The sequence below is a fragment of the Streptomyces sp. BI87 genome (genome assembly GCF_025957665.1).
In the GTDB taxonomy this organism is placed as follows: Bacteria; Actinomycetota; Actinomycetes; order Streptomycetales; family Streptomycetaceae; genus Streptomyces; species Streptomyces albidoflavus.
Map to the genome: position 1 here is coordinate 5424939 of NZ_CP110079.1, position 23251 is coordinate 5448189.

Below are 23251 nucleotides of genomic sequence, written 5' to 3' on the forward strand. Positions count from 1 at the left end.
ATCGGAGGCGTGGCAGAGACAGCATCGAAGAAGAAGTCCGCAGTGGTCGCCGATCCGGCAGCCGACCGCCCCCGCCTCATGCTCATGGACGGGCACTCCCTGGCGTACCGGGCGTTCTTCGCGCTGCCCGCGGAGAACTTCACGACCGTGACCGGCCAGCCGACCAACGCGATCTACGGCTTCGCGTCCATGCTGGCGAACACCCTGCGTGACGAGCAGCCGACGCATTTCGCCGTCGCCTTCGACGTCTCCCGCAAGACTTGGCGGTCCGAGGAGTTCACGGAGTACAAGGCGAACCGCTCCAAGACCCCCGACGAGTTCAAGGGCCAGGTCGAGCTGATCGGGGAGCTGCTCGACGCGATGCACGCCCCGCGCTTCGCGGTGGACGGGTTCGAGGCCGACGACGTCATCGCCACCCTCGCCACCCAGGCGGAGGCGGCGGGCTTCGAGGTCCTCATCGTCACCGGCGACCGCGACTCCTTCCAGCTGATCAGCGACCACACCACGGTGCTCTACCCGACCAAGGGCGTCTCCGAGCTGACCCGCTTCACCCCGGAGAAGGTCTTCGAGAAGTACGGGCTGACCCCCGCCCAGTACCCGGACTTCGCCGCCCTGCGCGGCGACCCCTCGGACAACCTCCCGGGCATCCCCGGCGTCGGCGAGAAGACCGCCGCGAAGTGGATCAACCAGTTCGGTTCCTTCGCCGAGCTGGTGGAGCGAGCCGAGGAGGTCAAGGGCAAGGCCGGGCAGAACTTCCGCGACCACCTGGAGGCGGTGAAGCTCAACCGCCGCCTCACCGGGATGATCCGCGACGTCGAGCTGGACCGCACCGTCGCCGACCTGGAGCGCGCCCCCTACGACCGCAAGGCCCTCACCCTGGTCCTGGACACCCTGGAGATCCGCAACCCCTCGCTGCGCGAGCGGCTGCTCGCCGTCGACCCGGGGGCGGCCGAGGAGGAGACCGCCGCCGAGCCGGCCGTGGAGATCGACGGCACGGTCCTCGGCGCGGGCGAGCTGGAGCCGTGGCTCGGCGAGCACGGCGCGGCGCTGCTCGGCATGGCCACCGTCGACACCTGGAAGCTCGGCGAGGGCTCGGTCACGGAGGTCGCGCTGGCCGCGCCCGGCGGGGCCGCCGCCTGGTTCGACCCGGCGCGGCTGGACGAGGCCGACGAGAAGGCGTTCGCCCAGTGGCTGGCCGCCGCCGACCGGCCGAAGATCCTGCACAACGCCAAGGGCGTCATGCGGGTCTTCGCCGAGCACGGCTGGCGCGTCGAAGGCGTCACGATGGACACGGCCCTCGCCGCCTACCTGGTCAAGCCGGGCCGCCGCTCCTTCGCGCTGGACGCCCTCTCCCTGGAGTACCTGGGCCGCGAGCTGGCCCCGGCCACCGCCGACGGGCAGCTCACCCTCGGCGCCGACGACGAGGCGGAGGCGCACGCCCTGATGGTGCAGGCCCGCACCGTCCTCGACCTCGGCGCGGCCTTCGGCGAGCGGCTGGAGCAGGTCGGCGCGACGGGGCTGCTGGCCGACGTCGAGCTGCCCACCTCGATCCTGCTGGCCGGCCTGGAGCGGGCGGGTATCGCCGCCGACCGGGCCCATCTGGAGGCGATGGAGCAGCAGTTCGCCGCCGCCGTCCAGCAGGCGGTGAAGGAGGCGCACGACGCGGTCGGCCGCGAGTTCAACCTCGGCTCGCCCAAGCAGCTCCAGGAGGTCCTCTTCGGCGAGCTGAACCTCCCGAAGACCAAGAAGACCAAGACCGGTTACACCACCGACGCCGACGCCCTCGCCTGGCTCGCCGCGCAGACCGACCACGAGCTGCCGGTGATCATGCTGCGCCACCGCGAGCAGGCCAAGCTCCGCGTCACGGTCGAGGGCCTGATCAAGTCGATCGCCACCGACGGCCGCATCCACACCACCTTCAACCAGACCGTCGCCGCCACCGGCCGGCTCTCCTCCACCGAGCCGAACCTCCAGAACATCCCCGTCCGCACCGACGAGGGCCGCGCCATCCGCCGCGGCTTCGTGGTCGGCGAGGGGTACGAGTCGCTGATGACGGCCGACTACAGCCAGATCGAGCTGCGCGTCATGGCCCACCTCTCCCAGGACGAGGGCCTCATCGAGGCGTTCACCTCCGGTGAGGACCTGCACACCACGGTCGCCTCCCAGGTCTTCGGCGTCGAGCGGGACGCCGTCGACGCCGAGATGCGCCGCAAGATCAAGGCCATGTCGTACGGCCTGGCGTACGGACTCTCCGCCTTCGGCCTCTCCCAGCAGCTGAACATCGACGCGGGCGAGGCGCGCGCGCTGATGGACACCTACTTCGAGCGGTTCGGCGGCGTCCGCGACTACCTGCGGCACGCCGTGGACGAGGCCCGCGCCACGGGGTACACCGAGACGATGCTCGGCCGCCGCCGCTACCTCCCGGACCTCAACAGCGACAACCGCCAGCGCCGCGAGACCGCCGAGCGGATGGCGCTCAACGCCCCGATCCAGGGCACCGCCGCCGACATCGTCAAGATCGCCATGCTGCGGGTCCACCGCGCCCTGACCGAGGCCCGGCTCAGCAGCCGGATGCTCCTCCAGGTGCACGACGAAATCGTGCTGGAGATCGCCCCGGGCGAGCGGGAGCGGGTCGAGGAGATCGTCCGCCGCGAGATGGCGGACGCGGTGCGGCTCCGCGCCCCGCTGGACGTCTCGGTCGGCGTCGGCCAGAACTGGGAGGCCGCCGCGCACTGACGCGGCCGCGCCGTGGGCCAGAGTGCCCAAGGGCCGCCCGCCCGGGAGGAGCTCCCGGCGGGCGGCCCTTCGGTGTTCCCGCGGCCCGGTCCGGTGGAGGAATCGTGCCGGTTCCCCGCCCGCGTACAACCCTCCTGTGTGCTGCCGTGTCGAAAGGGTCGGCCGGTGCGTAGCTGACGTGCCGACCACGCGCATGTGGCCAAGTGGTGAATACCGGTCAGCGACGGGTGCCTGTGCGCGGCAGGGTCCCGTAGGGTCGCCAGAGCCGTCCGGCCGGGCGCCGGCGCCCCGGGGACGGTTCGTCGATGCGGGAGGGGTTCCAGACAATGGCGGCACTGTTCGGACGGCGGATGCGGCGGGGAGCGGCCAGTACGGCCGTCGCGGCGGCGGCGATGGCGGCTCTCTCCGCCTCCGGAGCCCCCTCGGCCGTGAGTGAGCAGCCGGCGGCCGCGGCCGCCGACCGGCCCTCGGCGGGTGCGCCCGGCCAGGAGGACCCGTCGATCACCGGCGACTCCCCGTACTACACCGAGCTGCCGGACCTGAAGGGCCCGGGGCGGAACGATCCGCCGGACGAGACGCCGACCACCGGTTCCGCCGAGTCCGGGATACCCGCGACCGTCCTCGACGCCTACCGCAAGGCCGAAGCCTCCCTCGCCGCCAGCAACCCCCGCTGCCGCGTGCCCTGGGAACTCCTCGCCGCCATCGGCAAGGTGGAGTCCGGCCACGCCCGCGGCGGCCGCCTCGACGCCGACGGCACCACGCCCTCCCCGATCCTCGGCCCCGTCCTCAACGGCGTCGGCTTCGCCAACATCTCCGACACCGACGGCGGCGCCTACGACGGCGACACCCTCCACGACCGCGCCGTCGGCCCCATGCAGTTCATCCCGCAGACCTGGGAGAGCTGGGGCCGCGACGGCAACGGCGACGGCAGGCGCGACCCGAACAACATCTACGACGCCGCCCTCGCCGCCGGCAGCTACCTCTGCGCCCACGACCGCGACCTGACCGTCGAACGCGACCTGCACCAGGCGATCCTCGGCTACAACCGCTCGCAGGAGTACCTGCGGACGGTCCTGCGCTGGTACGACCACTACCGCAAGGACGCCCACGAGGTCCCCGACGGCAGCCAGCCCGCCCCGGGCGCCCCGGCCGGCACCGGCGGCACGACCCCGTCGCCCGACCCGGTCCGCCCCGGCCGCCCCGGCACGCCGAGCCCGTCACCCACCGAGCCGGGCAAGCCCGACAAGCCCAACAAGCCCAACAAGCCCGGTGACGGCGGCTCGTCCAAGCCGACGCCGCCCCCGACCACGCCCCCGCCGACCACGCCGCCCCCGACCACCCCGCCGCCCACGACGCCCGCGCCGGCCACCCGCCTGGTCGACCTCGGCGACGGCGAGTTCACCGCCCCCGCCGGTGAACGGTTCGCCGACCGCCCCGCCGTGCGGGCCGAACGCGCCGACAAGAAGCCGGCCGCCCAGGCCAAGGTCCGCTTCACCGTCACCGGGGGGACCGGCACCACCTTCGAGGGCGGGGCCACCACCGTCACCGTCACCACCAAGGCCGACGGCGTCGCCAAGGCCCCCGCCCTGCTCGCCGGCGGCAAGCCCGGCGCCCTCACCGTCAAGGCCACCCTCCTCGGCACCACCAAGCCCGTCACCCTCGGCCTGCGCGGCGAGGTCACCGCTCCCCGCGCCGACAAGCTGGTCCGCACCGACGAGACGGAACTGACCTGCGAAGCGGGAACCACCTTCGAGGGCCGCATCGCCCTGACCGCCACCCGGGACGGCGAGGCGGCCCCGGGCGTCGCCGCCACCGCCACCGTCCTCGCCGGTGCCGACCCCGCCGACGGCGAGAAGGCCGCCGACAAGGGCCCCTACTTCCTCACCCCCGGCGACGAGCCCGCCGAGGACCGCCGCACCCGCGAACTCCCCCTCACCACCGACGCCAAGGGCAACCTCCTCCTCCCCGAACTCCACACCGACGACACCACCGGCACCTTCCGCCTCCGCGTGGAGACGACGGGCGGGGCGGTCGTGGTGCTGGAACTGAAGGTGACCGAGGCGGCCTGAGCGAACGGGCCCGTACCCTTGCCGGTACGGGCCCACCCGTTCCCGTGGCAGGGCATGGCCACGCGAACCGGCCGTCCGCCCACTCCCGGCCCCGCCATCCCGGCAGCCCCGCGTACAGCCATGCGTCGAAGCCGGTGGCCACCTCGGGACGTACGTGGTCGGTGACGTAGCCGGCCAGAGGAATCCCGTGGACGGCGGCGTGCGGGCGGCCTTCCGCACCGGGGGAGAGGTCCCGGTGGCCCGCGACGACGGCGGTGACACCCTGTCGACCGACGGCTGGGGGCCCTCCTGGGCGAGTTCGGCCAGGCCGAAGGGCACGAAGGGGGCCTGTGACCATGCGGCCCCGATAGCAGCGGGCGGTCTCTGTTCCGGCGGGACCTTCGTGCACGGCCGGTTTGTCGCAGCCGGGGCTCAGCCTCCGCCCCGCCCCTCCCGCTCCGCCCGCGCCTTGGTGTACCGGGTCGCCGTGGCCGTGGCCGGGTTCTCGGGCCACGGGTGTTTCGGGTAGCGGCCGCGGAGTTCGGCGCGGACCGCGCGGTAACCGTCCGCCCAGAAGGAGGCCAGGTCGGCGGTGACGGCGGCGGGGCGGCCCGCCGGGGAGAGGAGGTGGACGAGGACGGGGACGCCGGCGACCACCGGGGTCCCGGTGAGGCCGAAGAGTTCCTGGAGCTTGACGGCGAGGACCGGACGTTCCGGGTCGGTGTAGTCGAGGCGGACGCGGGAGCCGCTCGGCACCTCCAGCCGTTCCGGGGCCAGTTCGTCCAGGCGGCCCGCCTCACCGCCCGCCCACGGCAGCAGGCGGCGCAGGCAGGCACCCGCGTCGACGCGGGCCAGGTCGGCGCGGCGCCGGGCCCGTCCCAGCTCCGGCTCCAGCCACTCCTCGGCGCGGGCCAGCAGGGCCTCTTCCGTGACGTCCGGCCAGGCGCCGCCCACCGCCCGGTGGAGGAAGGCGAGGCGCTGCCGCAGTTCGGCGGCCTCCCTGCTCCAGCGCAGCAGCCCGAGCCCCTCGCGTCCCAGGCCCGCCAGCAGCGCCGCCCGGACCTGTCGGGCACCGCCCGTGCCGGTCAGCGGCCGTACCGCCAGTTCGACGGCGCCCAGCCGCTCCACCCGGCGGGCGACCACGTCGCCGCCGGTCCAGCCGATCTCCTCGCCGTCCCGGTGCAGCGGCGCCGCCGCCCACCGGGCCGTCGCCTCGTCGACCGGGGCCGCCAGCCGCACCCGGGCCCTCGCCCGGTCCACCGGCCGGTCCGCGACCGCCACCGCCAGCCAGCGGCTCTCCCGCAGCGCCGAACCGGGACCCAGCTCCGCGCCCGTGCCCGAGACCATGAGGTAGCCGTCGCCGCCGCGGGCCCGCGCCAGCCGTTCGGGGAAGGCCAGCGCCGCGACGAGCCCGGCCGCCGCGTCGTCACCGGCCGCGCCCTCGCGTGGGGCCCGGCGTACCGACGACGCCAGCCGCTTCGCCTCGCGGCGCCAGCGGGCAGCGTACGCGTCCTGGCTCCGGCGCGCGGTCCGCCAGGCGGCGGCCAGGTCGTCGCCGTAGGCGCGCGGCGGCTCCTCGCTCAGCAGGGCGACCAGCTCGGCCGCCCGCGCGCCGCCGACCTCCAGCGCCCCGTCGAGCAGCGCCCGGGCCAGCCGGGGGTGGACCCCGACGCCGGCGAACCGCTCGCCCCGCGCGGTGACGGCGCCCTGCTCCGTCACCGCGCCGAGGGCGGTCAGCACCTCGCGGGCGGCGGCCATCGCCCCGGCGGGCGGCGCGTCGAGCAGGGCCAGGCCCGAGGCGTCCGGATCACCCCAGGAGGCGGCCTGGAGGGCGAAGTCGGTGAGGTCGGCGACCTTGATCTCCGGCGGCGGGAAGCGCGGTAGCCGGGCGTCCTCCGCCTCGGCCCAGCAGCGGTACACCCACCCCGGCGCCTCCCGTCCCGCCCGGCCCGCGCGCTGGCGCCCCGACGCCTGCGAGGCCCGGACCGTGGTCAGCGCGCCGAGGCCGCGCGCGTGGTCGGTACGCGGTTCGCGGGCCAGCCCCGAGTCGACCACCACCCGCACCCCGGGCACCGTCAGGCTCGACTCGGCGACCGAGGTGGCCAGCACCACCCGGCGCCCGGCCGACCCGGCGAGCACCGCGTCCTGCACGGCGCCCGGCGCCCGCCCGTGCACCTGGAGCACCTCCACCCCCGGCAGGGCCCCCAGCTCCCCGGCCACCCGCCCGATCTCCCCGACCCCGGGCAGGAAACACAGCACGTCCCCCTCGCGTTCGGCCAGCGCCCGCCGCACCGTCGCCGCGACATGGCTCAGCAGCGCGGGGTCGACCCGCATCCCGTGCGGCGGCCTGACCGTCCCGGGCGGCGGCGCCCACACCGTCTCCACCGGGTGGCTCACCCCCTCGGCGGTCACCACCGGCGCCCCGCCCAGCAGCCGCGCCCACCCCTGGGCGTCGGTGGTCGCCGACGCCGCCACCAGCCGCAACTCCGGCCGCAGCGCCGCGCGTACGTCCAGCAGGAAGGCGGCGGCGGTGTCCGCGTCGAGGTGCCGCTCGTGGCACTCGTCGATGATCACGACGTCGACGCCGGGCAGCTCCTGGTCCCGCTGGAGGCGGCGGACCAGCACCCCCGTGGTCACCACCTCGACCCGGGTCTTCGGCGAGACCACCCGCTCGCCGCGCACGGTGTGCCCCACGCTGCGCCCCGGCTCCTCGCCGAGCAGCCAGGCCATCCGCCGGGCGGCGGCCCGCGCGGCGATCCGGCGGGGCTCGGCGACCAGCACCCGGCGCGGCGGCCCGTCCCCGAGCAGCCCGGCGAGGGCGAGCGGGACCAGCGTCGTCTTGCCGGTGCCGGGTGGCGCGCACAGCACGGCCGTACCCGGCCCGTCCAGCGCCTCGCGCAGCGCGGGCAGCACGGAGCGGACGGGCAACTGGGCCAGGGCGTCGGTACGGATCATGCCCCCAGTCTCGTACGGGCGCCCGGGCCGGTCAGTCGCGGGCGCAGACGAAGATGGCGGTGCCCGGGATCAGGTTGCCGCGCAGCGGGGACCAGCCGCCCCACTCCTGGGTGTTCCAGGCCGGCCACTCCGGCTCGACCAGGTCCACCAGGCGCATCCCGGCGCCGACCACGTCGCGCACCCGGTCGCCGAGGGTGCGGTGGTGCTCGACGTAGACGGCCTGCCCGTGCTCGTCCTGCTCGACGTAGGGGGTGCGGTCGAAGTAGGAGGCGGCGACGGAGAGCCCCTCGGGGCCCGGCTCGTCGGGGAAGGCCCAGCGGACCGGGTGGGTCACCGAGAAGACGAAGCGGCCGCCGGGCCGCAGCACCCGGCGCACCTCGCGCACCACCTCGACCGGCTCGGCGACGAAGGGGAGCGCCCCGTAGGCGGAGCAGGCGAGGTCGAAGGAGCCGTCCGCGAAGGGCAGCGCCCCGGCGTCCGCCTCGACGAGCGGCACCTCGCCGCCGATCCGCAGGGCGTGCTGGAGCTGGCGGTGCGAGAGGTCCAGGGCGACGGGGCGGGCGCCCTCGGCGGCGAGCCAGCGGGAGCACTGGGCGGCGCCGGCGCCGATCTCCAGGACGTCCAGCCCCTTCAGGCTCCCCTCGGGGCCGAGCAGGCGGGCCTCGGCCTCGTCGAGTCCCTCGGGGCCCCAGACGAAGCGGTCGTCGCCGAGGAAGGCGCCGTGCTCGCGCTGGTACTCGTCGGCGTTGCCGTCCCACCAGCCGCGGCTGGCCCGGCTGCTCTCGGCGGGGGAGGCGGTGCGGCGGGTCGCCTCCGGTTCCGGGGCCTCGTCGGCGGCGGACCGGGGCGCTACGGGCTCTTGGATGATCGGCTCCCTCGTCGTACTCTCCGTACTTCCACCGGAGCCGCGCCCCGGTGCGGCGGCCGGGCGCGGGACGGGCCGTGTGGCCTCAGGCAACGGGAATTGTGCCGGGTTTGCGGCTTGCGCCCCGGGTGTGCGCCTTCGCGCATTGACCCTGTCCGGCTGCCCCCGTATGCTACAAGTTGCGCTGCGAGCCTGCGCTCCTCAGACCTAGCAGGATGTGCTCGCTTCTGTTGTGTGTCCCCTCGGTTGTACGAGGCGAGGGCCCCCGGATTCCCGGAGGTCGCGCCTCTGAAGGCTGTCCGACTGCTGCAGAGTGAAACCGGCTCCGTGCGCGGCAGTACCTACGACTTCATGTCCGTACCGGAGCCCTTTCCCACATGACGAGCAGCACCGAGACCACCGCCACCACCCCGCAGGTTGCGGTCAACGACATCGGTAACGAGGAAGCTTTCCTCGCCGCGATCGACGAGACGATCAAGTACTTCAACGACGGCGACATCGTCGACGGCGTCATCGTGAAGGTCGACCGGGACGAGGTCCTGCTCGACATTGGTTACAAGACCGAAGGCGTGATCCCGAGCCGCGAGCTCTCGATCAAGCACGACGTCGACCCCAACGAGGTCGTCGCCGTCGGCGACGAGATCGAGGCCCTGGTTCTCCAGAAGGAGGACAAGGAAGGCCGCCTGATCCTGTCCAAGAAGCGCGCTCAGTACGAGCGTGCCTGGGGCACGATCGAGAAGATCAAGGAAGAGGACGGGATCGTCACCGGTACCGTCATCGAGGTCGTCAAGGGTGGTCTCATCCTCGACATCGGCCTCCGTGGCTTCCTGCCGGCCTCCCTCGTCGAGATGCGCCGCGTCCGCGACCTCCAGCCCTACGTGGGCAAGGAGCTCGAGGCCAAGATCATCGAGCTGGACAAGAACCGCAACAACGTGGTCCTGTCCCGCCGCGCCTGGCTGGAGCAGACCCAGTCCGAGGTCCGCCAGACCTTCCTCACGACCCTCCAGAAGGGTCAGGTCCGTTCCGGCGTCGTCTCCTCGATCGTCAACTTCGGTGCCTTCGTGGACCTGGGTGGCGTCGACGGTCTGGTCCACGTCTCCGAGCTGTCCTGGAAGCACATCGACCACCCGTCCGAGGTTGTCGAGGTCGGCCAGGAAGTCACCGTCGAGGTCCTCGATGTCGACATGGACCGCGAGCGCGTCTCCCTGTCGCTGAAGGCGACCCAGGAAGACCCGTGGCAGCAGTTCGCCCGGACGCACCAGATCGGCCAGGTCGTTCCCGGCAAGGTCACCAAGCTCGTTCCCTTCGGCGCGTTCGTCCGCGTCGACGAGGGCATCGAGGGTCTGGTCCACATCTCCGAGCTGGCCGAGCGCCACGTGGAGATCCCGGAGCAGGTCGTCCAGGTCAACGACGAGATCTTCGTCAAGGTCATCGACATCGACCTCGAGCGCCGCCGCATCAGCCTCTCGCTGAAGCAGGCCAACGAGGCCTTCGGCGCCGACCCGTCGGTCGTCGAGTTCGACCCGACCCTGTACGGCATGGCCGCGTCCTACGACGACCAGGGCAACTACATCTACCCCGAGGGCTTCGACCCCGAGACCAACGACTGGCTCGAGGGCTACGAGACCCAGCGCGAGGCGTGGGAGACCCAGTACGCCGAGGCGCAGCAGCGCTTCGAGCAGCACCAGGCCCAGGTCATCAAGTCCCGCGAGGCCGACGCCCAGGCGGCGGCCGAGGGCACCGACACCGCTGGTGCGGCTCCGGTCGCTTCCGGTGGCACCGGTGGCGGCGGCGGCTCGTACTCCTCGGAGTCCGCGGACAACTCCGGCGCCCTGGCGTCGGACGAGGCCCTGGCTGCCCTGCGCGAGAAGCTGGCCGGCGGCCAGAGCTGAAGCATCACGCTCTGACCGGCTGACAAGCCCGCACGGAAGGCCCGCTCCCCTCGGGGGGCGGGCCTTCCGCCGTTTCCGGAGGCGAGAGGCGGTGGCGGTTACGGCGTGACGGGGATGTTGGTGAGTCCCTTGCCGCCGGTCACCGTGTTGGAGGCGTGCACGGTGGTGGGGCACTCCGCCGAGCGGTGGGTGACGTTGACGGCGAGCTGGTGCGGGCCGGTGGCGCCGGTCAGATCGCTGTGGTTGTCCCGGAAGACGGTGCCGCAGCCCCAGCCGGGCTGCTGCTGGTGGGTCTCGAAGCCGCTGTTGGTGGTGTTGCGGCCGGTGTTCCCCGCCACCAGCACGCCGTTGCCCTTCACATCCACCCACGAGTCGTCGTAGTTGGCGCCGGTCAGGCCCCGCCCGTCGAAGGTGTTGCCCAGGACGCGGGCGCCGGTGGTGCCCTCCTTGATGTCGACGGACTCGCCCCGCACGTCCGGGCCGATGGTGTTGTTCTCGACGGTGATCCGGTCGCTGCGGTCGGTGAGGGTGTTGGCGGTGCCGACGTAGACGCCCTCGCCCATGCCGCGGCCGTCGCGTCCGGTGTCGTAGATCCGCGAGTCGCGCAGGGTGCCGTCGCTGCTGGACTGCCGGAAGTGGACGCCCTCCATGGTCAGGCCGTGGACGGTGACCCCGGTGACCAGGACGCCGTCCGCCGCGTCCACCATGATTCCCTTCTGCCCGCCGGTGACGGTCAGGTTCTCCACCGTCCAGTGCGCGGCCCCGTTCAGGTGGAGCCCGTACCCGCCGGAGGCGGTCAGCACGGCGCGCGGAGAGCCGGTCAGGGTGATGCGGGCGCCGGCGGTGCCGGGGACGGTCGCCTTGAAGTTGCCGGTGTAGGTGCCGTCGGCGAGGCGGATGGTGTCGCCGGGGCGGACGGCGGTGAGCGCCGCCTTCAGCTCCTTGGTCGTGGTCACCTCGGTCACGGCGGCGGGGGCGGCCGTCGCGGTGCCCGGGATCAGCAGGGCCGCCGAGGCGAGGGCCGTGGACAGCAGGGCAGGGGCGGTGCGCATGGGGGGATGCCTTCCGTCGGACCTGTCGGGGGGAGGTGCGGGGCTGGTGGCCGCGTCGGGCGGTGACGCTAGGGACGGGACGTGACCCTGTCAAGGTCTGGACCAATGCCCGGGCGGACGGGGTGCCTTCACCCGGTGAAAGGCGACCGGGGCCGGGAATGACGGTGCCCTGTGGGACGTTCTGCACTAGGGACACGAGGAGGAACGGTCACAGTGCAGGATCGAGACCCGCAGGATCTGTACGCATGGGAGCCGAAGGGGCTCGCCGCGGTGGACACCGCGCTGGCCCAGGAGTCGGCCGGGCTCGTCATGCTCTACCACTTCGAGGGATACATCGACGCCGGGCAGACCGGGGAGCAGATCGTCGACGAGCTGCTGGAGAACCTCCCGCACCAGCCCGTCGCCCGCTTCGACCACGACCGGCTCATCGACTACCGCGCCCGTCGGCCGCTGCTCACCTTCAAACGCGACCGCTACACCGACTACGAGGTTCCCGCGCTCGAACTCCACCTGGTGCAGGACGCCACCGGCGCCCCCTTCCTGCTGCTCTCCGGACCCGAACCGGACGTGGAGTGGGAGCGGTTCGCCGCCGCCGTCCAGCAGGTGGTCGAGCGGCTCGGGGTGCGGCTGACCGTCAGCGTCCACGGCATCCCGATGGGCGTCCCGCACACCCGTCCCGTCGGCCTCACCCCGCACGGCAACCGCACCGATCTGGTCCCCGGCCACCCGACCCCGTTCGACCAGGCGCAGGTGCCCGGCAGCGTCGAGGCGCTCATCGAGTACCGCCTCATCCAGACCGGCCACGACGTCCTCGGCGTCGGCGCCCACGTCCCGCACTACGTCGCCCGGTCCGCCTACCCGGACGCCGCGCTGACCGCCCTGGAGGCGATCACCGCCGCCACCGGCCTGGTGCTGCCCACCGTCGCGCACACCCTGCGCACCGAGGCGCAGCGCACCCAGACCGAGATCGAGCGGCAGGTCGGCGAGGGCGACGAGGAACTGGTCGCGCTGGTGCGGGGGTTGGAGCACCAGTACGACGCGGTGGCCGGTGCCGGCGCGCGCGGCAACATGCTGGCCGAGCCCGCCGACCTGCCCTCCGCCGACGAGATCGGGCGCGAGTTCGAGAAGTTCCTCGCGGAGCGCGAGGGGGAGTAGCCCGCGAGGCGCGGCCGGACGTTAGGCTGCCCCCGCCCTGCCGTCGGTGCGGGGTCGTGTGAGCGTGAGGAGACGCGGCGTGCTGATCGTGGGGCTGACGGGCGGGATCGGGGCCGGCAAGAGCGAGGTGTCCCGGCTGCTGGTGGAGCACGGGGCGCACCTGGTGGACGCGGACCGGATCGCCCGCGAGGTGGTGGAGCCCGGGACGCCGGGCCTGGCCGCCGTGGCCGAGGCGTTCGGGGAGTCGGTGCTCGCGGCCGACGGTTCGCTGGACCGCCCCAGGCTGGGCGAGATCGTCTTCGCCGACCCCGAGCGGCGGGCCGTGCTGAACGGGATCGTCCACCCGCTGGTGGGGGCGCGCTCGGCCGAGCTCCAGAGCCAGGCCCCCGAGGACGGCGTGGTCGTCCACGACGTACCGCTCCTCACCGAGAACGGGCTGGCCGAGCTCTACGACCTGGTGATCGTGGTGGACGTCGCGCCCCAGACGCAGGTGGAGCGGCTGGTGCGGGCGCGGGGGATGAGCGAGGAGGAAGCCAGGGCGCGGATGGCCGCGCAGGCCGGACGCGAGGAGCGGCTCGCCGTCGCCGACATCGTGATCGACAACGAGGTGTCGCTCGACGCGCTGCGGGGGAGGGTCGCTGAGGTGTGGGCCGAGCTCGACGCCCGGGCCAAGGCCGGCCGCTGACCCTCCGCCCCGGCGGGGGGAACATTCCGGCGCGGGGGCGTGTTCGCGGGTAAGGACGAGGAAAGGGGCCGGGGTGGCCGAGGGTAGTCCGGAGACGGATGTCATCGATTATCGGGCGGCCGAGCAGCTGCTCGCGGCCCGGGACCCCCGGGGCGCCGTGAAGCTGCTGGACTCGGTGATCGCCCGCCATCCCGAGCACACGGCGGCCCGGCTGCTGCGCGCCCGGGCCTTCTTCCTCTCGGCGCAGCTGCGCGCGGCGGAGCTGGAGTTCACCGTGGTGCTGGAGCGCGAGCCGGACAACGCCTTCGCCCACTTCGCCCTCGCCCGCACCTACGAACGCGCCAACCGCCCCGAACAGGCCCGCCGCCACTTCCGCCTCGCCGCCGCCCTCGACCCCCGGCCCGACTACCTGGCGGCGGCCCGCTTCGACGACTAGCTGTCTTGAGCCGCAGCGTTGTTCACACGGCTGATGGGTGGCTGGAGGAACCGCCGGGCCTCGTTCACCGATCACCCCGCCGCTTCTCCGGCGGCCGGGTCGAGCGGCCCGGCGGGATGAGCTGGGGCGGCTGGGTGTGGTGGCGGATGCGGCGGGTGACCACCGCGAGGTCGAGGACCGCGACCAGCCAGAGGATGGCGCAGAGCGCCGCCCAGCGGGGCTCGTCGACGAGGGCGAAGGCGATCACCCCGGCCAGGGTCCAGACGACGCCGAAGATGCCGAGGGCCCGGCGCATGCGGAGTGGACTGCGTGCCGTCGTCGGTTCGGTTCCCCTGCGGCCTGTGCGCATCGCTCTCACCTCCGTCCCCTTCCCATGGTGCACCTCGGGGAGGGGGTGGCGGGAGTGGCTCAGCCGTCCATGCCGCGCAGCCGTTCCATCTCGCGGCGGTCCCGCTTGGTGGGGCGGCCCGCGCCCCGGTCGCGTACCCCGGCGGGGGCGACCGCCTCGCGCGGCGGCGGGGGCGGGCTGTTGTCGACGTAGGCGGTGACGGCGACCGGGGCGCCGACCCGCTTGCGCAGCACGGCGCTCACCTTCACCAGGCGGTCCCGGCCGCCGTACCGCAGGGCGACCTCGTCGCCGACGCGGACCGGCTGGGCGGGCTTGGCGCGCTCGCCGTTGACCCGGACGTGCCCGGCGCGGCACGCGGCCGCCCCCGCCGACCGGGTCTTGACCAGCCGCACCGCCCAGATCCAGGCGTCCACTCGTACCGAACCGCCGCCCTGCGAAGCCTCCGTAGCCATGCGTCGAGCATAGAACGGCGGCCTCGGCGTGCCGTCCCCCTGCCGCCGTGGGCCCCTGCGGATAATGCGGGCTGTTCCGGACGAAGCAGGCAATCCCGTCATGGGTGGCGGGCCGGTGAGGGGGCGGAATGGGACCGGGGAGCAGGAGCGCGCGGAAGTTCACCTTCCCCAGCGCGATCACCGTGCTGGCCGCCGTCACCCTCGCCGTCTGGCTGCTGGCCTTCCTCATCCCCTCCGGCCAGTACGAGCGGGACGCCGACGGCGCGCCGGTCGAGGGGACGTACCAGCGGGTCGACAGCGGGCAGAGCCTCACCGACCGGTTCGACGACCTCTTCCTCGCCCCGGTCAACGGCCTCTACGGCATCCAGGACGCCGGCTCGGGCGAGGTCGGCCCCGACTTCAGCGGCGAGCTGTACGGCAGCGCGGGCGTCTTCCTCTTCGTCCTCGCCATCGGCGCCTTCATCACCGTCGTCCTCGCCACCGGCGCCCTCGACCGGGGCATCAGCCGCCTCGCCCACCGGCTGCGCCGGCGCGGGACCCTGCTGATCGCCGGGATCATGGGGATCTTCTCGCTGCTGGGGACGGTCGAGGGCTGGGCCGAGGAGACCCTCGGCTTCTACGGCCTGATCGTCCCGCTGATGCTGGCCCTCGGCTACGACCGGATGGTGGCCACCGGCACCATCATCCTCGGCTCCGGCGTCGGCGTGCTCTGCTCCACGGTCAACCCCTTCGCCACCGGCGTCGCCTCCTCGGCCGCCGGCATCTCGCTGGGCGACGGCATCGTGCTGCGCGCCGCGATGTGGCTGGCGCTCACCGCCGTCACCATCGCCTACGTCGCCCGGTACGCGGGCCGGGTACGGCGCGACCCGGCCCGCTCGCTCAGCGGCTTCCTGCCCGGCGACCGCGAGCAGGCGGCCGAGGCGGCGGGGGAGCCGCCGGGACTGACCGGGACGCACCGGGCCGTGCTCGTCGTGGTCGCCCTGGTCTTCGCCTTCATGGTCTTCTCCGTGGTGCCCTGGTCCAGTGCGCTGACCGGGGACGCCGACGCCGAGCCGTACGGCTTCGAACTCGGCTGGTCCTTCCCGCACCTCGCCGCGCTCTTCCTGGCCGCCGCCGTGCTGGTGGGGCTGGTGGCGCGGATGGGGGAGCAGCGGCTGAGCGCGACCCTGGTCCAGGGCGCCGGGGACTTCATCTCCCCGGGCCTGGTCATCGTGCTGGCCCGCGGCGTCACGGTGATCATGAACAACGCGCGGGTCACCGACACCGTGCTGCACTCGGTGGAGAGCGCCGTGCGCGGCACCTCCTCGGCGCTCTTCGCGGTCATCGTCTTCGTCGTCAACCTCCCGCTGGCCTTCCTGATCCCCTCCAGCTCGGGCCACGCCACGCTCTCGATGCCGATTCTCGCGCCGCTCGCCGACTTCGCCGGCGTCTCCCGGGCCGTCGTGGTCACCGCCTGGCAGTCGGCCAGCGGCTGGATGAACCTGTGGGTGCCGACCACCGCCGTCACCATCGGCGGGGTCGCGCTGGCCAAGGTCGGCTACCACCGCTACCTGCGGTTCGCCGCGCCCCTGCTCGCCGTCCTCGCCGTGCTGATCTGCGGGTTCCTGGCGCTGGGGGCCGCGCTCAGCTGACCCTGCCCGGCGTCCCGAGCGGATAGGTGACCCGGTCCCGCCAGCCGTGCCCGTCGTGGACGATCAGGCGGACGCCGGTGACACGGCAGGTGACGGGCAGGGCCGGGGCCAGCCGCGCCCGGACCGCGTCGAACTGTTCGCCGTGGGCCACCGTGACGTGCGGGTCCAGCCCCTCGGGCCCGAAGATCCCCCGGTACGGCACGGCCTCGGGCCAGTGGGCGCGTACGGCACCCGTGAGGGCGGCCAGCGGTCCTGGGGGTTCGGGGGCGAGGAAGAGCACGCCGGGCTCCTCGTGGAAAGCGGCGAAGCGGAGCATGAAGGGGGCGTGCGAGGCGAAGAGGGTGCGCAGCGTCGCGTCGGTGCCGCCGGGGTCCGCCGAGCCGGGGCGGACGCGGGTGACGGGGAGGAAGGGGTAGAGGACCGTGGTGTGGGCGCGGATGCCGGTGGTCACCAGCGGGTCCAGCTCCGGGAGCGGGATGGTGAGCGCGGTGTCCCCGGCGCGGTCGCCCCAGCCGTTCTCCTCGGCGGGGCCGTCCTGGCGGGCGGAGAGCTGCTCGGTCACGAGGAGCCATGCTCGCATCCGTACCGCCGCGCTCGGGGCGCGGGTCCCGTGGGTCAGTCCTCGCCGCGCCGGGGCGGCGGGAGGTGGCCGGCGCCGACCGTCCGCGACCACGCGGGGGTGGTGCCGGTGAGCCGGCAGAGCGCCAGGTAGAGCGGGATGGGTGGGGTGTACGGCGCGTCACCGTCGGGGCAGTGCAGCAGGACCGGCGCGGCGTCGGTCTCCGGGAGCAGCGCGCCGGGCGAGTAGTACGAGGGCATCGGCCATTCCAGCGCGACGTCCGAGCCGGCGGGGACCACCCACCACCACAGGCCCTGGTCGGCGTAGACGCAGCCGACGCGGGGGAGGCGGGTCATGATCCGGTGCGAGAAGTCCTCCGGGATGCCGACCGCGTCGCAGCCCAGCTGGGTGCGCATGCCCGGCGGCAGCTCCAGGCGCCGGGGCGGCGGGGGGACGCTCTGCCGGGTCCGGGAGAGCCGCGTCAGCGTGTCCATGCTCAGCCGTCGCGATGTGAGTGTCCGCAAGTTTCAGGCCCCGCTTCCCAGGTCGTGCGACGGTCGCGCCGGTAGTTCCGCCCAGACGGTGAGCCCCGTGCCGGTCTCCGCCTCCAGCGCCCCCCATGCGGTGGAGAGGGCGGCGACCAGCAGCAGGCCCCGGCCGTGCTCCTCGGCCGGTCTGCCCTCGGCGGGGCGCGGTCCTGAGCCGGCGTGCCCCTCGTCGCGGACGGCTATCCGCAGGCACTCGCCCTCGCGCAGGCTGCGCAGTTCGCAGGTGATGCGGCGGCTCGTGGTGTGCACGATCGCGTTGGTCACCAGCTCGGAGACGACCAGGTCGGCCGCCTCGCGGGTGTCCGGGCACACCGGCCAGCCCGCCAGTCGCTCGCGGGTCAGTCTGCGGGCCTCGGAGGCCGAGCGCGGATGGGAGGCCACGTCGAAGCTGCTGCAGCGTTCGGCGGTGGCGCCCTGCGGGGGAAGGGCGGCGGGAGCTAAGGGGGCGGGCGGAGTCACGACAGCCACTATCGCCCCGCCACAGACACTTGGCAAGGGTCACTCTGAAAAGTTCACAGTGCAGTGTCCTGAGGGCGATGCGCATGGCACACTGCTCGCTAACAGCTCGTCAGTGGAGGTCGACGTGAGCGAACCGCGGTCCGCACCGACCGTCGGCCAGGTCGTGCTGGGCAGACGCCTGCAGGACCTGCGCGAGGGCGCGGGACTGAAGAGGGAGGAGGCGGCACGCGTCCTGCGCGTCGCCCCCGCCACCGTGCGCCGGATGGAGACCGCCGAGGTCGCCCTCAAGATCCCCTACCTGCACCTCCTGCTGAAGGCGTACGGCGTCGGCGACGAGGAGGCGGAAGCCTTCATCACGCTGGCCGAGGAGTCCAACCGCCCCGGCTGGTGGCAGCGGTACCACGACATCCTGCCCGGCTGGTTCAGCATGTACGTGAGCCTGGAGGGCGCCGCGACCCTCCTGCGCAGCTACGAACCGCACTTCGTCCCCGGCCTCCTCCAGACCGAGGAGTACGCCCGGGCCGTCCTGGTCTCGGGGGCGGTCGGGCAGACCAGCCCGGACGACATCGAACGCCACGTCGCCCTGCGGATGCAGCGGCAGGGCCTGCTGGAGCGCGAGGACGCGCCCCGGCTCTGGGTGGTGATGGACGAGACGGCGCTGCGCAGGCCCGTCGCCGAACCAGCCGTGATGCGGGCCCAGATCGACCGACTGCTGGACGTGGCCGAACGGCCGCACATCACCTTGCAGATCAGCGAGTTCGCGTCCGGACCCCATCCGGGCACGTACGGCCCCTTCGTCCTCTTCCGGTTCGGCGAGCCCGAACTCCCGGACATGGTCTACAGCGAGTACCTGACCGGTGCCGTCTATCTCGACGCCCGCGCCGAGGTGGTCACCTACCTGGAGGTCATGGACCGCATGGCGGCGCATGCCGCGACAGCACATCGCACCAAGGAAATCCTCAAGGATCTCCGCAAGGAGTACTAATGGACCGGTCCCCCATATACAGCGGCATGCCCGCCCGCGAGCTCGGCACCTCCGGTTGGCGCAAGCCTTGGAGCGGCGGCAACGGCGGCAACTGCGTGGAGGCCATGCGGCTGGACGACGGGCGCGTCGCGGTGCGCCAGTCCGCCGACCCGGACGGGCCCGCGCTCATCTACACCCACGGCGAGATCAGCGCCTTCATCCAGGGAGCCAAGACCGGCAAGGCCGACTTCCTGATCTCCTGACCCCCGTCCTCCTCGCCCCCACGGGCCCTCGTGCGCCACCCACCGTCGTGAACCGGCCAGGTGCCCGAGGGCCCTTGCCGTCCCCGGGCCGATCACGTGTACTCGGCTCCTGCGCACCGGCCCCGCCGCCGGCCCGCGTCCGATCGTTGATCCTCGTCCTCAGGGAGCGTGCATGACCGGGCAGGACCAGAACTCCGTGTACATCGACACCACGAAGCCCCACCCGGCACGCATCTACGACTGGTTCCTGGGCGGCAAGGACAACTACCCGGTCGACGAGGAGATGGCCCGCCAGCTCCTCACCCTCGACGCCCGCGGCCGCGACATGGCCAGAACCAACCGGGCGTTCATGCACCGCTCCACGCGGTGGCTGGCCGGGCCCGGCGGGATGCGCCAGTACCTCGACATCGGCACCGGCATCCCCACCGAGCCCAACCTCCACCAGCTCGCCCAGCAGACCGCCCCCGACTCGCGGATCGTCTACACCGACAACGACCCGATCGTCCTGCGCCACGCCGAGGCGCTGCTCCGCTCCACGCCCGAGGGCGTCACCGAGTACCTCCAGGCCGACGCCAGGGAGCCCCGCAGCATCATCGAACAGGCCGCCAAGGTCCTCGACTTCTCGCAGCCGGTCGCCCTCTCGCTCAACGCCCTCCTCCACTTCGTCTCCGACGAGGACGGCGCCTACGAGCTGGTCCGCGACCTGATGGCACCGCTCGCCCCCGGCAGCCACCTCGCCCTCTCGCACGTCGCCTCCGACTTCGACCCGGAGGGCGCCGAGAAGGCCCGGCAGCTCTACGCCCAGCGCGGCCTGACCCTGGCCCCGCGCACCCGCGAGCAGTTCAGCCGCTTCTTCGACGGGCTGGAGCTGGTCGAGCCCGGTGTCTCGCTCGCCGCCGAATGGCGCCCCGAGCTGGGCGAACGTGTCGAGGTGACCGGCGATGACCCGATCCCGGGCTGGGTCGCGGTGGCCCGCAAGCCCTGACGGCCGCGTAGCTCAGGGACCGCCCGCGCCACGCCGCGCGGGCGGTGCCTCAGCCGAGCGGGGCCGCCGCGAAGCAGGCGCAGGCGGCCGCGCAGGCGGCACCCCGGACGTGGTTCCACACCGTCCACTCGGCGACGAACTCCCGCCACGGCGCCTCGCTGCCCGGGTCCTCGGCGTCCAGGGCGGCCAGGCGGTCGTTGCGCGGGACGTTGGCCGCGACCGTCACCCCGAACCCGCCGATCAGGTAGAGGGCCGCGCCGAGAACCGTCACGACCGGGCCGTTCTCCGGGCGGGAGACCAGCGCCAGCACGGCCAGCACCGCCGAGAGCGCCGCCGTGCCGAGGAAGGCCGCCAGGAACCAGCCCTTCACGATCACCACGTTGATCCGCTGCATCGCCGCGATGCCCTGCGGCGCGGGCAGCCCGGCGAGCGTGCGCATCACCGAGGTCGAGAAGGCGAAGAAGACCCCCGCCACCACGCCGCTGCCCACCGCGGCGACCACGGTCAGCGCGGCGAAGGTTCCCTCGGACATGGCGGCTCCTCGGTGGGACGGCCCCTGTCGGAGCCTCGGATCGACGGCTCAGCATCCTCACCCGCCGGCCTCTCCCCGGCAAGGGCCCGGCGGGTCCCGTCGCCCGCCGGGGCAGGATGGGACCGTGCGCTTCGAACCGATCAGCCGGGACCGCCTCGCCGGCCTCCTCGCCGCCCGCCTGGACGACCTGACCCCCGCCGAGGACGCCACCCGCACCCGGGTCGGCGTCGACGGCGCGGACGCCGCCGACCCCGGACGGCTCGCCGCCGAACTCGCCGAGCGGCTGCGCGCCCGCGGCCGGCCCGTCCTCACCGTCCCCGCCCACGGCTTCCTGCGCCCCGCCTCCCTGCGGTACGAGTACGGCCACCGCGACCCGGACAGCTACCGCGACGGCTGGTTCGACGAAGGCGCCCTGTGGCGTGAGGTGTTCGGCCCGCTGGAGACCGGCGGCAGCGGCACCGTCCTGCCCGACCTCTGGGACCCCGTCACCGACCGGGCCACCCGCAGCGCCCGCCGCGCCCTGCCCCCGGGCGGTGTCCTGCTGCTGTCCGGGCCGATGCTGCTGGGCCGCTGGTTCCCCTTCGACCTCACCGTCCACCTGCACCTGACGCCCGCCGCCCTGCGCCGCCGCACCCCGGCGGACGAACAGTGGACCCTGCCCGCCCTCGCCCGCTACGCCGAGGAGGCGGAGCCCACCTCCGCCGCCGACGTCGTGGTCCGCCTCGACGACCCCGAGCGCCCGGCCTGGACGGGCTGACCGGACGTCAGGAGGTGGCCCTTCGGCGCCTGATGGCCGAACGTCGCGGTGAATCGCCTTGTGGCGCGCACCCCGGCGCCCCAGACTGAGCGCCATGTCCCAGACCACCGAACCGTCCGCCGCCGGACCGCGCCCCCGCCTCGACCACCTGGTGCTGTGGGTGGCCGACCCGGCCGCCTCGGCCGTCTTCTACCAGGAGGCGCTCGCCGCCCAGCCCGTGCGCCTCGCCGAGTTCACCGCGGGCGAGGTCCCCTTCCCCTCGGTCCGGCTCAACGACGACACCCTCCTCGACCTGATGCCGCACACCATGGTCCCGCGCACCGAGGTCTTCCCCGGGGCCCACACCGGCTCAGGCCACCCCCTGAACCACTTCTGCGTCGCCCTCACCGGCGCCGGGTTCGACGCCCTGGCGGCCCGGCTGGAGCGGCTGGGCGCCCCCGTCTCCCAGACCGGCCGGGGCTCCTTCGGCGCCCGGGGCGCGGCGACCCGCAGCTTCTACTTCGGCGACCCGGACGGGAACGTGATCGAGGCCCGCCACTACGACGAGGAGCCGGGCGCCGCCGGTTCCTCCGGCGAGGACGCCGGGGCCTGAGCCGGTCCGGACAGGCCGCCGGCGCGCCCGGGGCCCTCCCCGGCGGGGGCCCGGGTCAGCGCCGTGAACAGGGTGAGCGCCGTCAGCGGCAGCAGCAGGAGGGCCGCCAGCAGGTTCAGCACGCCGTACCCGGCTCCCGCCATGACCAGCCCGGCGACGGCTCCGCCGATCCCGGCCGAGGCGTTCATGGTCAGGTCCGACAGGCCCTGCACCGCCGGGCGTACCGCCTGCGGCACGGCGTCGGTGAGCAGCGCCGACCCCGCGACCAGCCCGGCCGACCAGCCGAGCCCCAGCACGAACAGCCCGGCCGCCGTCCGCCCGTGGCTCGCCCCCGCGGTCCCCGCCAGCAGGGCCGCGCAGCCCAGCAGGGCCACGCAGAGCCCGATCACCGGCAGCCTGCCCCGGTCCGCGAGCCGGCCCATCAGCGGTGAGAACGCGTACATCCCCGCGATGTGCCCGCTGATCACCAGGCCGATCAGCTCGATCCCGGCGCCGTGGTGACCCAGCTCCACCGGGGTCATCGACATCACCGAGACCATCACGGTGTGGCTGACCGCGATGACGGCCAGCGCCAGCCGCGCCTGGGGCGAGGTGCGTACGGCGGCGGCCGCCGCCCGGAACGACCGGCCCTTCGGCGCCCGGTCCGCCTCCGGGGCCAGCGCGCGGGCCGTCAGCAGCGGATCGGGCCGCAGCAGCACGGCGACCAGCAGGGCGGCGGCGAGGAAGACGACCCCCGCCCACAGGAACGGGCCCGCCGCCTCCGGCACCCCGAGCCCCGCGACGCTGCGGCCCGCCGGGGCGGCCAGATTGGGGCCGAGCACCGCGCCGATCGTGGTCGCCCAGACGACCAGTGAGATCGCCCTGGCCCGGCGGCCGGGCTCGGCGAGGTCGGCGGCGGCGAACCGGGACTGGAGATTGGCGCAGGACGAGGCGCCGAAGGCGGCCATGCCCGCCAGCAGCAGGGCGAAGTGCTCCAGCACCGCTCCCGCCACGACCACCCCGGCGCCGGCCGCGCCGATCAGATAGCCCAGCACCAGCCCCGGCCTGCGGCCGCGCGCCGTCATCAGCGCGGCCAGCGGGACCGAGAGCAGGGCCGTGCCCGCCACGGTGGCGGTCGGTGCCAGCCCGGCCACCGCCTCGGTGCCGCCGACCTGCCTGGCCAGCAGCGGGGAGAGCGCCACCCCCACGGCGACCCCGAGCCCGCCGAGGATCTGCCCGGCCACCAGGACCCCGGTCGTCCGGCGGCGCAGGGCGGCCAGCTCCTCGGGGCCGGGCGGCGCGGGGCGGTGCGGGCTGGTTGCGAGGCCGTCGGCTATGTCCACCGCAGCAGTGTGGC

Annotated in this window: 22 protein-coding genes; 12 read left to right on the top strand and 10 right to left on the bottom strand. The window is 74.0% G+C overall.

What is annotated here, in order from left to right:
- Positions 1-9: 9 nt before the first annotated feature.
- Positions 10-2736 (top strand): DNA polymerase I, encoded by a 2727-nt coding sequence (gene polA, locus OIM89_RS24165; RefSeq protein WP_413747422.1) that lies wholly within the window; start codon positions 10-12, stop codon positions 2734-2736.
- A gap of 326 nt (positions 2737-3062) precedes the next feature.
- Positions 3063-4805 (top strand): lytic transglycosylase domain-containing protein, encoded by a 1743-nt coding sequence (locus OIM89_RS24170; protein WP_264491616.1) that lies wholly within the window; start codon positions 3063-3065, stop codon positions 4803-4805.
- 411 nt (positions 4806-5216) lie between these two features.
- Here the strand turns inward: OIM89_RS24170 and hrpB are convergent, their stop codons facing one another.
- Together hrpB and OIM89_RS24180 are read right to left on the bottom strand one after the other, a co-directional pair.
- Positions 5217-7739, bottom strand: a complete 2523-nt coding sequence (hrpB, locus tag OIM89_RS24175) for an ATP-dependent helicase HrpB (RefSeq protein WP_264491617.1) — start codon at positions 7737-7739, stop codon at positions 5217-5219.
- Between the two features lie 31 nt (positions 7740-7770).
- Positions 7771-8697, bottom strand: coding sequence for a class I SAM-dependent methyltransferase (locus OIM89_RS24180; protein ID WP_030695157.1), 927 nt, complete (start codon positions 8695-8697; stop codon positions 7771-7773).
- 284 nt (positions 8698-8981) lie between these two features.
- Between OIM89_RS24180 and rpsA the strand changes: the two genes are divergently transcribed.
- Positions 8982-10496 (top strand): 30S ribosomal protein S1, encoded by a 1515-nt coding sequence (gene rpsA / locus OIM89_RS24185; RefSeq protein ID WP_030695156.1) that lies wholly within the window; start codon positions 8982-8984, stop codon positions 10494-10496.
- 98 nt (positions 10497-10594) lie between these two features.
- On the opposite strand, the gene OIM89_RS24190 is transcribed toward rpsA, so the two are convergent.
- Positions 10595-11548, bottom strand: coding sequence for a right-handed parallel beta-helix repeat-containing protein (locus OIM89_RS24190; RefSeq protein WP_030695155.1), 954 nt, complete (start codon positions 11546-11548; stop codon positions 10595-10597).
- Between the two features lie 213 nt (positions 11549-11761).
- Between OIM89_RS24190 and OIM89_RS24195 the strand changes: the two genes are divergently transcribed.
- The 3 genes from OIM89_RS24195 to OIM89_RS24205 all read left to right on the top strand — a co-directional run bounded on the left by OIM89_RS24195 (position 11762) and on the right by OIM89_RS24205 (position 13824).
- A complete protein-coding gene (locus OIM89_RS24195; RefSeq protein WP_030695154.1) occupies positions 11762-12703 on the top strand; it encodes a PAC2 family protein in 942 nt (313 codons plus the stop codon).
- Positions 12704-12782: 79 nt separating this feature from the next.
- Positions 12783-13388 carry a dephospho-CoA kinase gene (gene coaE, locus OIM89_RS24200; protein ID WP_175458792.1) on the top strand — a complete coding sequence of 202 codons (606 nt, stop codon included), beginning with the start codon at positions 12783-12785 and terminating at the stop codon, positions 13386-13388.
- A 73-nt stretch (positions 13389-13461) separates the two neighbouring features.
- Positions 13462-13824 (top strand): tetratricopeptide repeat protein, encoded by a 363-nt coding sequence (locus OIM89_RS24205; protein WP_008405210.1) that lies wholly within the window; start codon positions 13462-13464, stop codon positions 13822-13824.
- A 64-nt stretch (positions 13825-13888) separates the two neighbouring features.
- Here the strand turns inward: OIM89_RS24205 and OIM89_RS24210 are convergent, their stop codons facing one another.
- Together OIM89_RS24210 and OIM89_RS24215 are read right to left on the bottom strand one after the other, a co-directional pair.
- Positions 13889-14119 carry a DUF6343 family protein gene (locus tag OIM89_RS24210; RefSeq protein WP_037664959.1) on the bottom strand — a complete coding sequence of 77 codons (231 nt, stop codon included), beginning with the start codon at positions 14117-14119 and terminating at the stop codon, positions 13889-13891.
- A 113-nt stretch (positions 14120-14232) separates the two neighbouring features.
- Positions 14233-14727 carry an RNA-binding S4 domain-containing protein gene (locus tag OIM89_RS24215; protein WP_374113468.1) on the bottom strand — a complete coding sequence of 165 codons (495 nt, stop codon included), beginning with the start codon at positions 14725-14727 and terminating at the stop codon, positions 14233-14235.
- 26 nt (positions 14728-14753) lie between these two features.
- Between OIM89_RS24215 and OIM89_RS24220 the strand changes: the two genes are divergently transcribed.
- Positions 14754-16256, top strand: coding sequence for a YfcC family protein (locus OIM89_RS24220; protein WP_030695150.1), 1503 nt, complete (start codon positions 14754-14756; stop codon positions 16254-16256).
- Here OIM89_RS24220 and OIM89_RS24225 read toward each other — a convergent pair.
- From OIM89_RS24225 to OIM89_RS24235, 3 genes are read right to left on the bottom strand one after another with little or no spacing between them, the layout of a single operon-like run.
- Positions 16249-16818: a 2'-5' RNA ligase family protein gene (locus OIM89_RS24225; protein WP_195731162.1), complete on the bottom strand. Its 570-nt coding sequence runs from the start codon at positions 16816-16818 to the stop codon at positions 16249-16251. The two genes, OIM89_RS24220 and OIM89_RS24225, sit on opposite strands and share 8 nt — an antisense overlap.
- A 53-nt stretch (positions 16819-16871) precedes the next feature.
- A complete protein-coding gene (locus OIM89_RS24230) occupies positions 16872-17309 on the bottom strand; it encodes a hypothetical protein (protein ID WP_010637114.1) in 438 nt (145 codons plus the stop codon).
- A gap of 33 nt (positions 17310-17342) precedes the next feature.
- Positions 17343-17822: an ATP-binding protein gene (locus OIM89_RS24235; RefSeq protein WP_229360131.1), complete on the bottom strand. Its 480-nt coding sequence runs from the start codon at positions 17820-17822 to the stop codon at positions 17343-17345.
- A 124-nt stretch (positions 17823-17946) separates the two neighbouring features.
- Here OIM89_RS24235 and OIM89_RS24240 point away from each other — a divergent pair, with 124 nt between their 5' ends.
- From OIM89_RS24240 to OIM89_RS24250, 3 genes are all read left to right on the top strand, one after another.
- Positions 17947-18807, top strand: a complete 861-nt coding sequence (locus OIM89_RS24240; RefSeq protein WP_023419960.1) for a helix-turn-helix domain-containing protein — start codon at positions 17947-17949, stop codon at positions 18805-18807.
- Positions 18807-19049 (top strand): DUF397 domain-containing protein, encoded by a 243-nt coding sequence (locus tag OIM89_RS24245; RefSeq protein WP_003947485.1) that lies wholly within the window; start codon positions 18807-18809, stop codon positions 19047-19049. The genes OIM89_RS24240 and OIM89_RS24245 overlap by 1 nt, the downstream gene beginning before the upstream one ends.
- Before the next feature lie 172 nt (positions 19050-19221).
- Positions 19222-20034 (top strand): SAM-dependent methyltransferase, encoded by an 813-nt coding sequence (locus OIM89_RS24250; protein ID WP_030695147.1) that lies wholly within the window; start codon positions 19222-19224, stop codon positions 20032-20034.
- Positions 20035-20083: 49 nt separating this feature from the next.
- Here OIM89_RS24250 and OIM89_RS24255 read toward each other — a convergent pair whose 3' ends face one another.
- Positions 20084-20566, bottom strand: coding sequence for a DUF1772 domain-containing protein (locus tag OIM89_RS24255; protein ID WP_264491618.1), 483 nt, complete (start codon positions 20564-20566; stop codon positions 20084-20086).
- Between the two features lie 124 nt (positions 20567-20690).
- Between OIM89_RS24255 and OIM89_RS24260 the strand changes: the two genes are divergently transcribed.
- Complete coding sequence (locus OIM89_RS24260) at positions 20691-21323, top strand: uridine kinase (protein WP_047469069.1); 633 nt, start codon at positions 20691-20693, stop codon at positions 21321-21323.
- Positions 21324-21417: 94 nt separating this feature from the next.
- Positions 21418-21915: a VOC family protein gene (locus OIM89_RS24265; protein WP_030695144.1), complete on the top strand. Its 498-nt coding sequence runs from the start codon at positions 21418-21420 to the stop codon at positions 21913-21915.
- Here OIM89_RS24265 and OIM89_RS24270 read toward each other — a convergent pair.
- Entirely contained in the window at positions 21861-23237 is a 1377-nt protein-coding gene (locus tag OIM89_RS24270) for an MFS transporter (protein ID WP_175458299.1), read from the bottom strand. The two genes, OIM89_RS24265 and OIM89_RS24270, sit on opposite strands and share 55 nt — an antisense overlap.
- Positions 23238-23251: the final 14 nt, after the last annotated feature.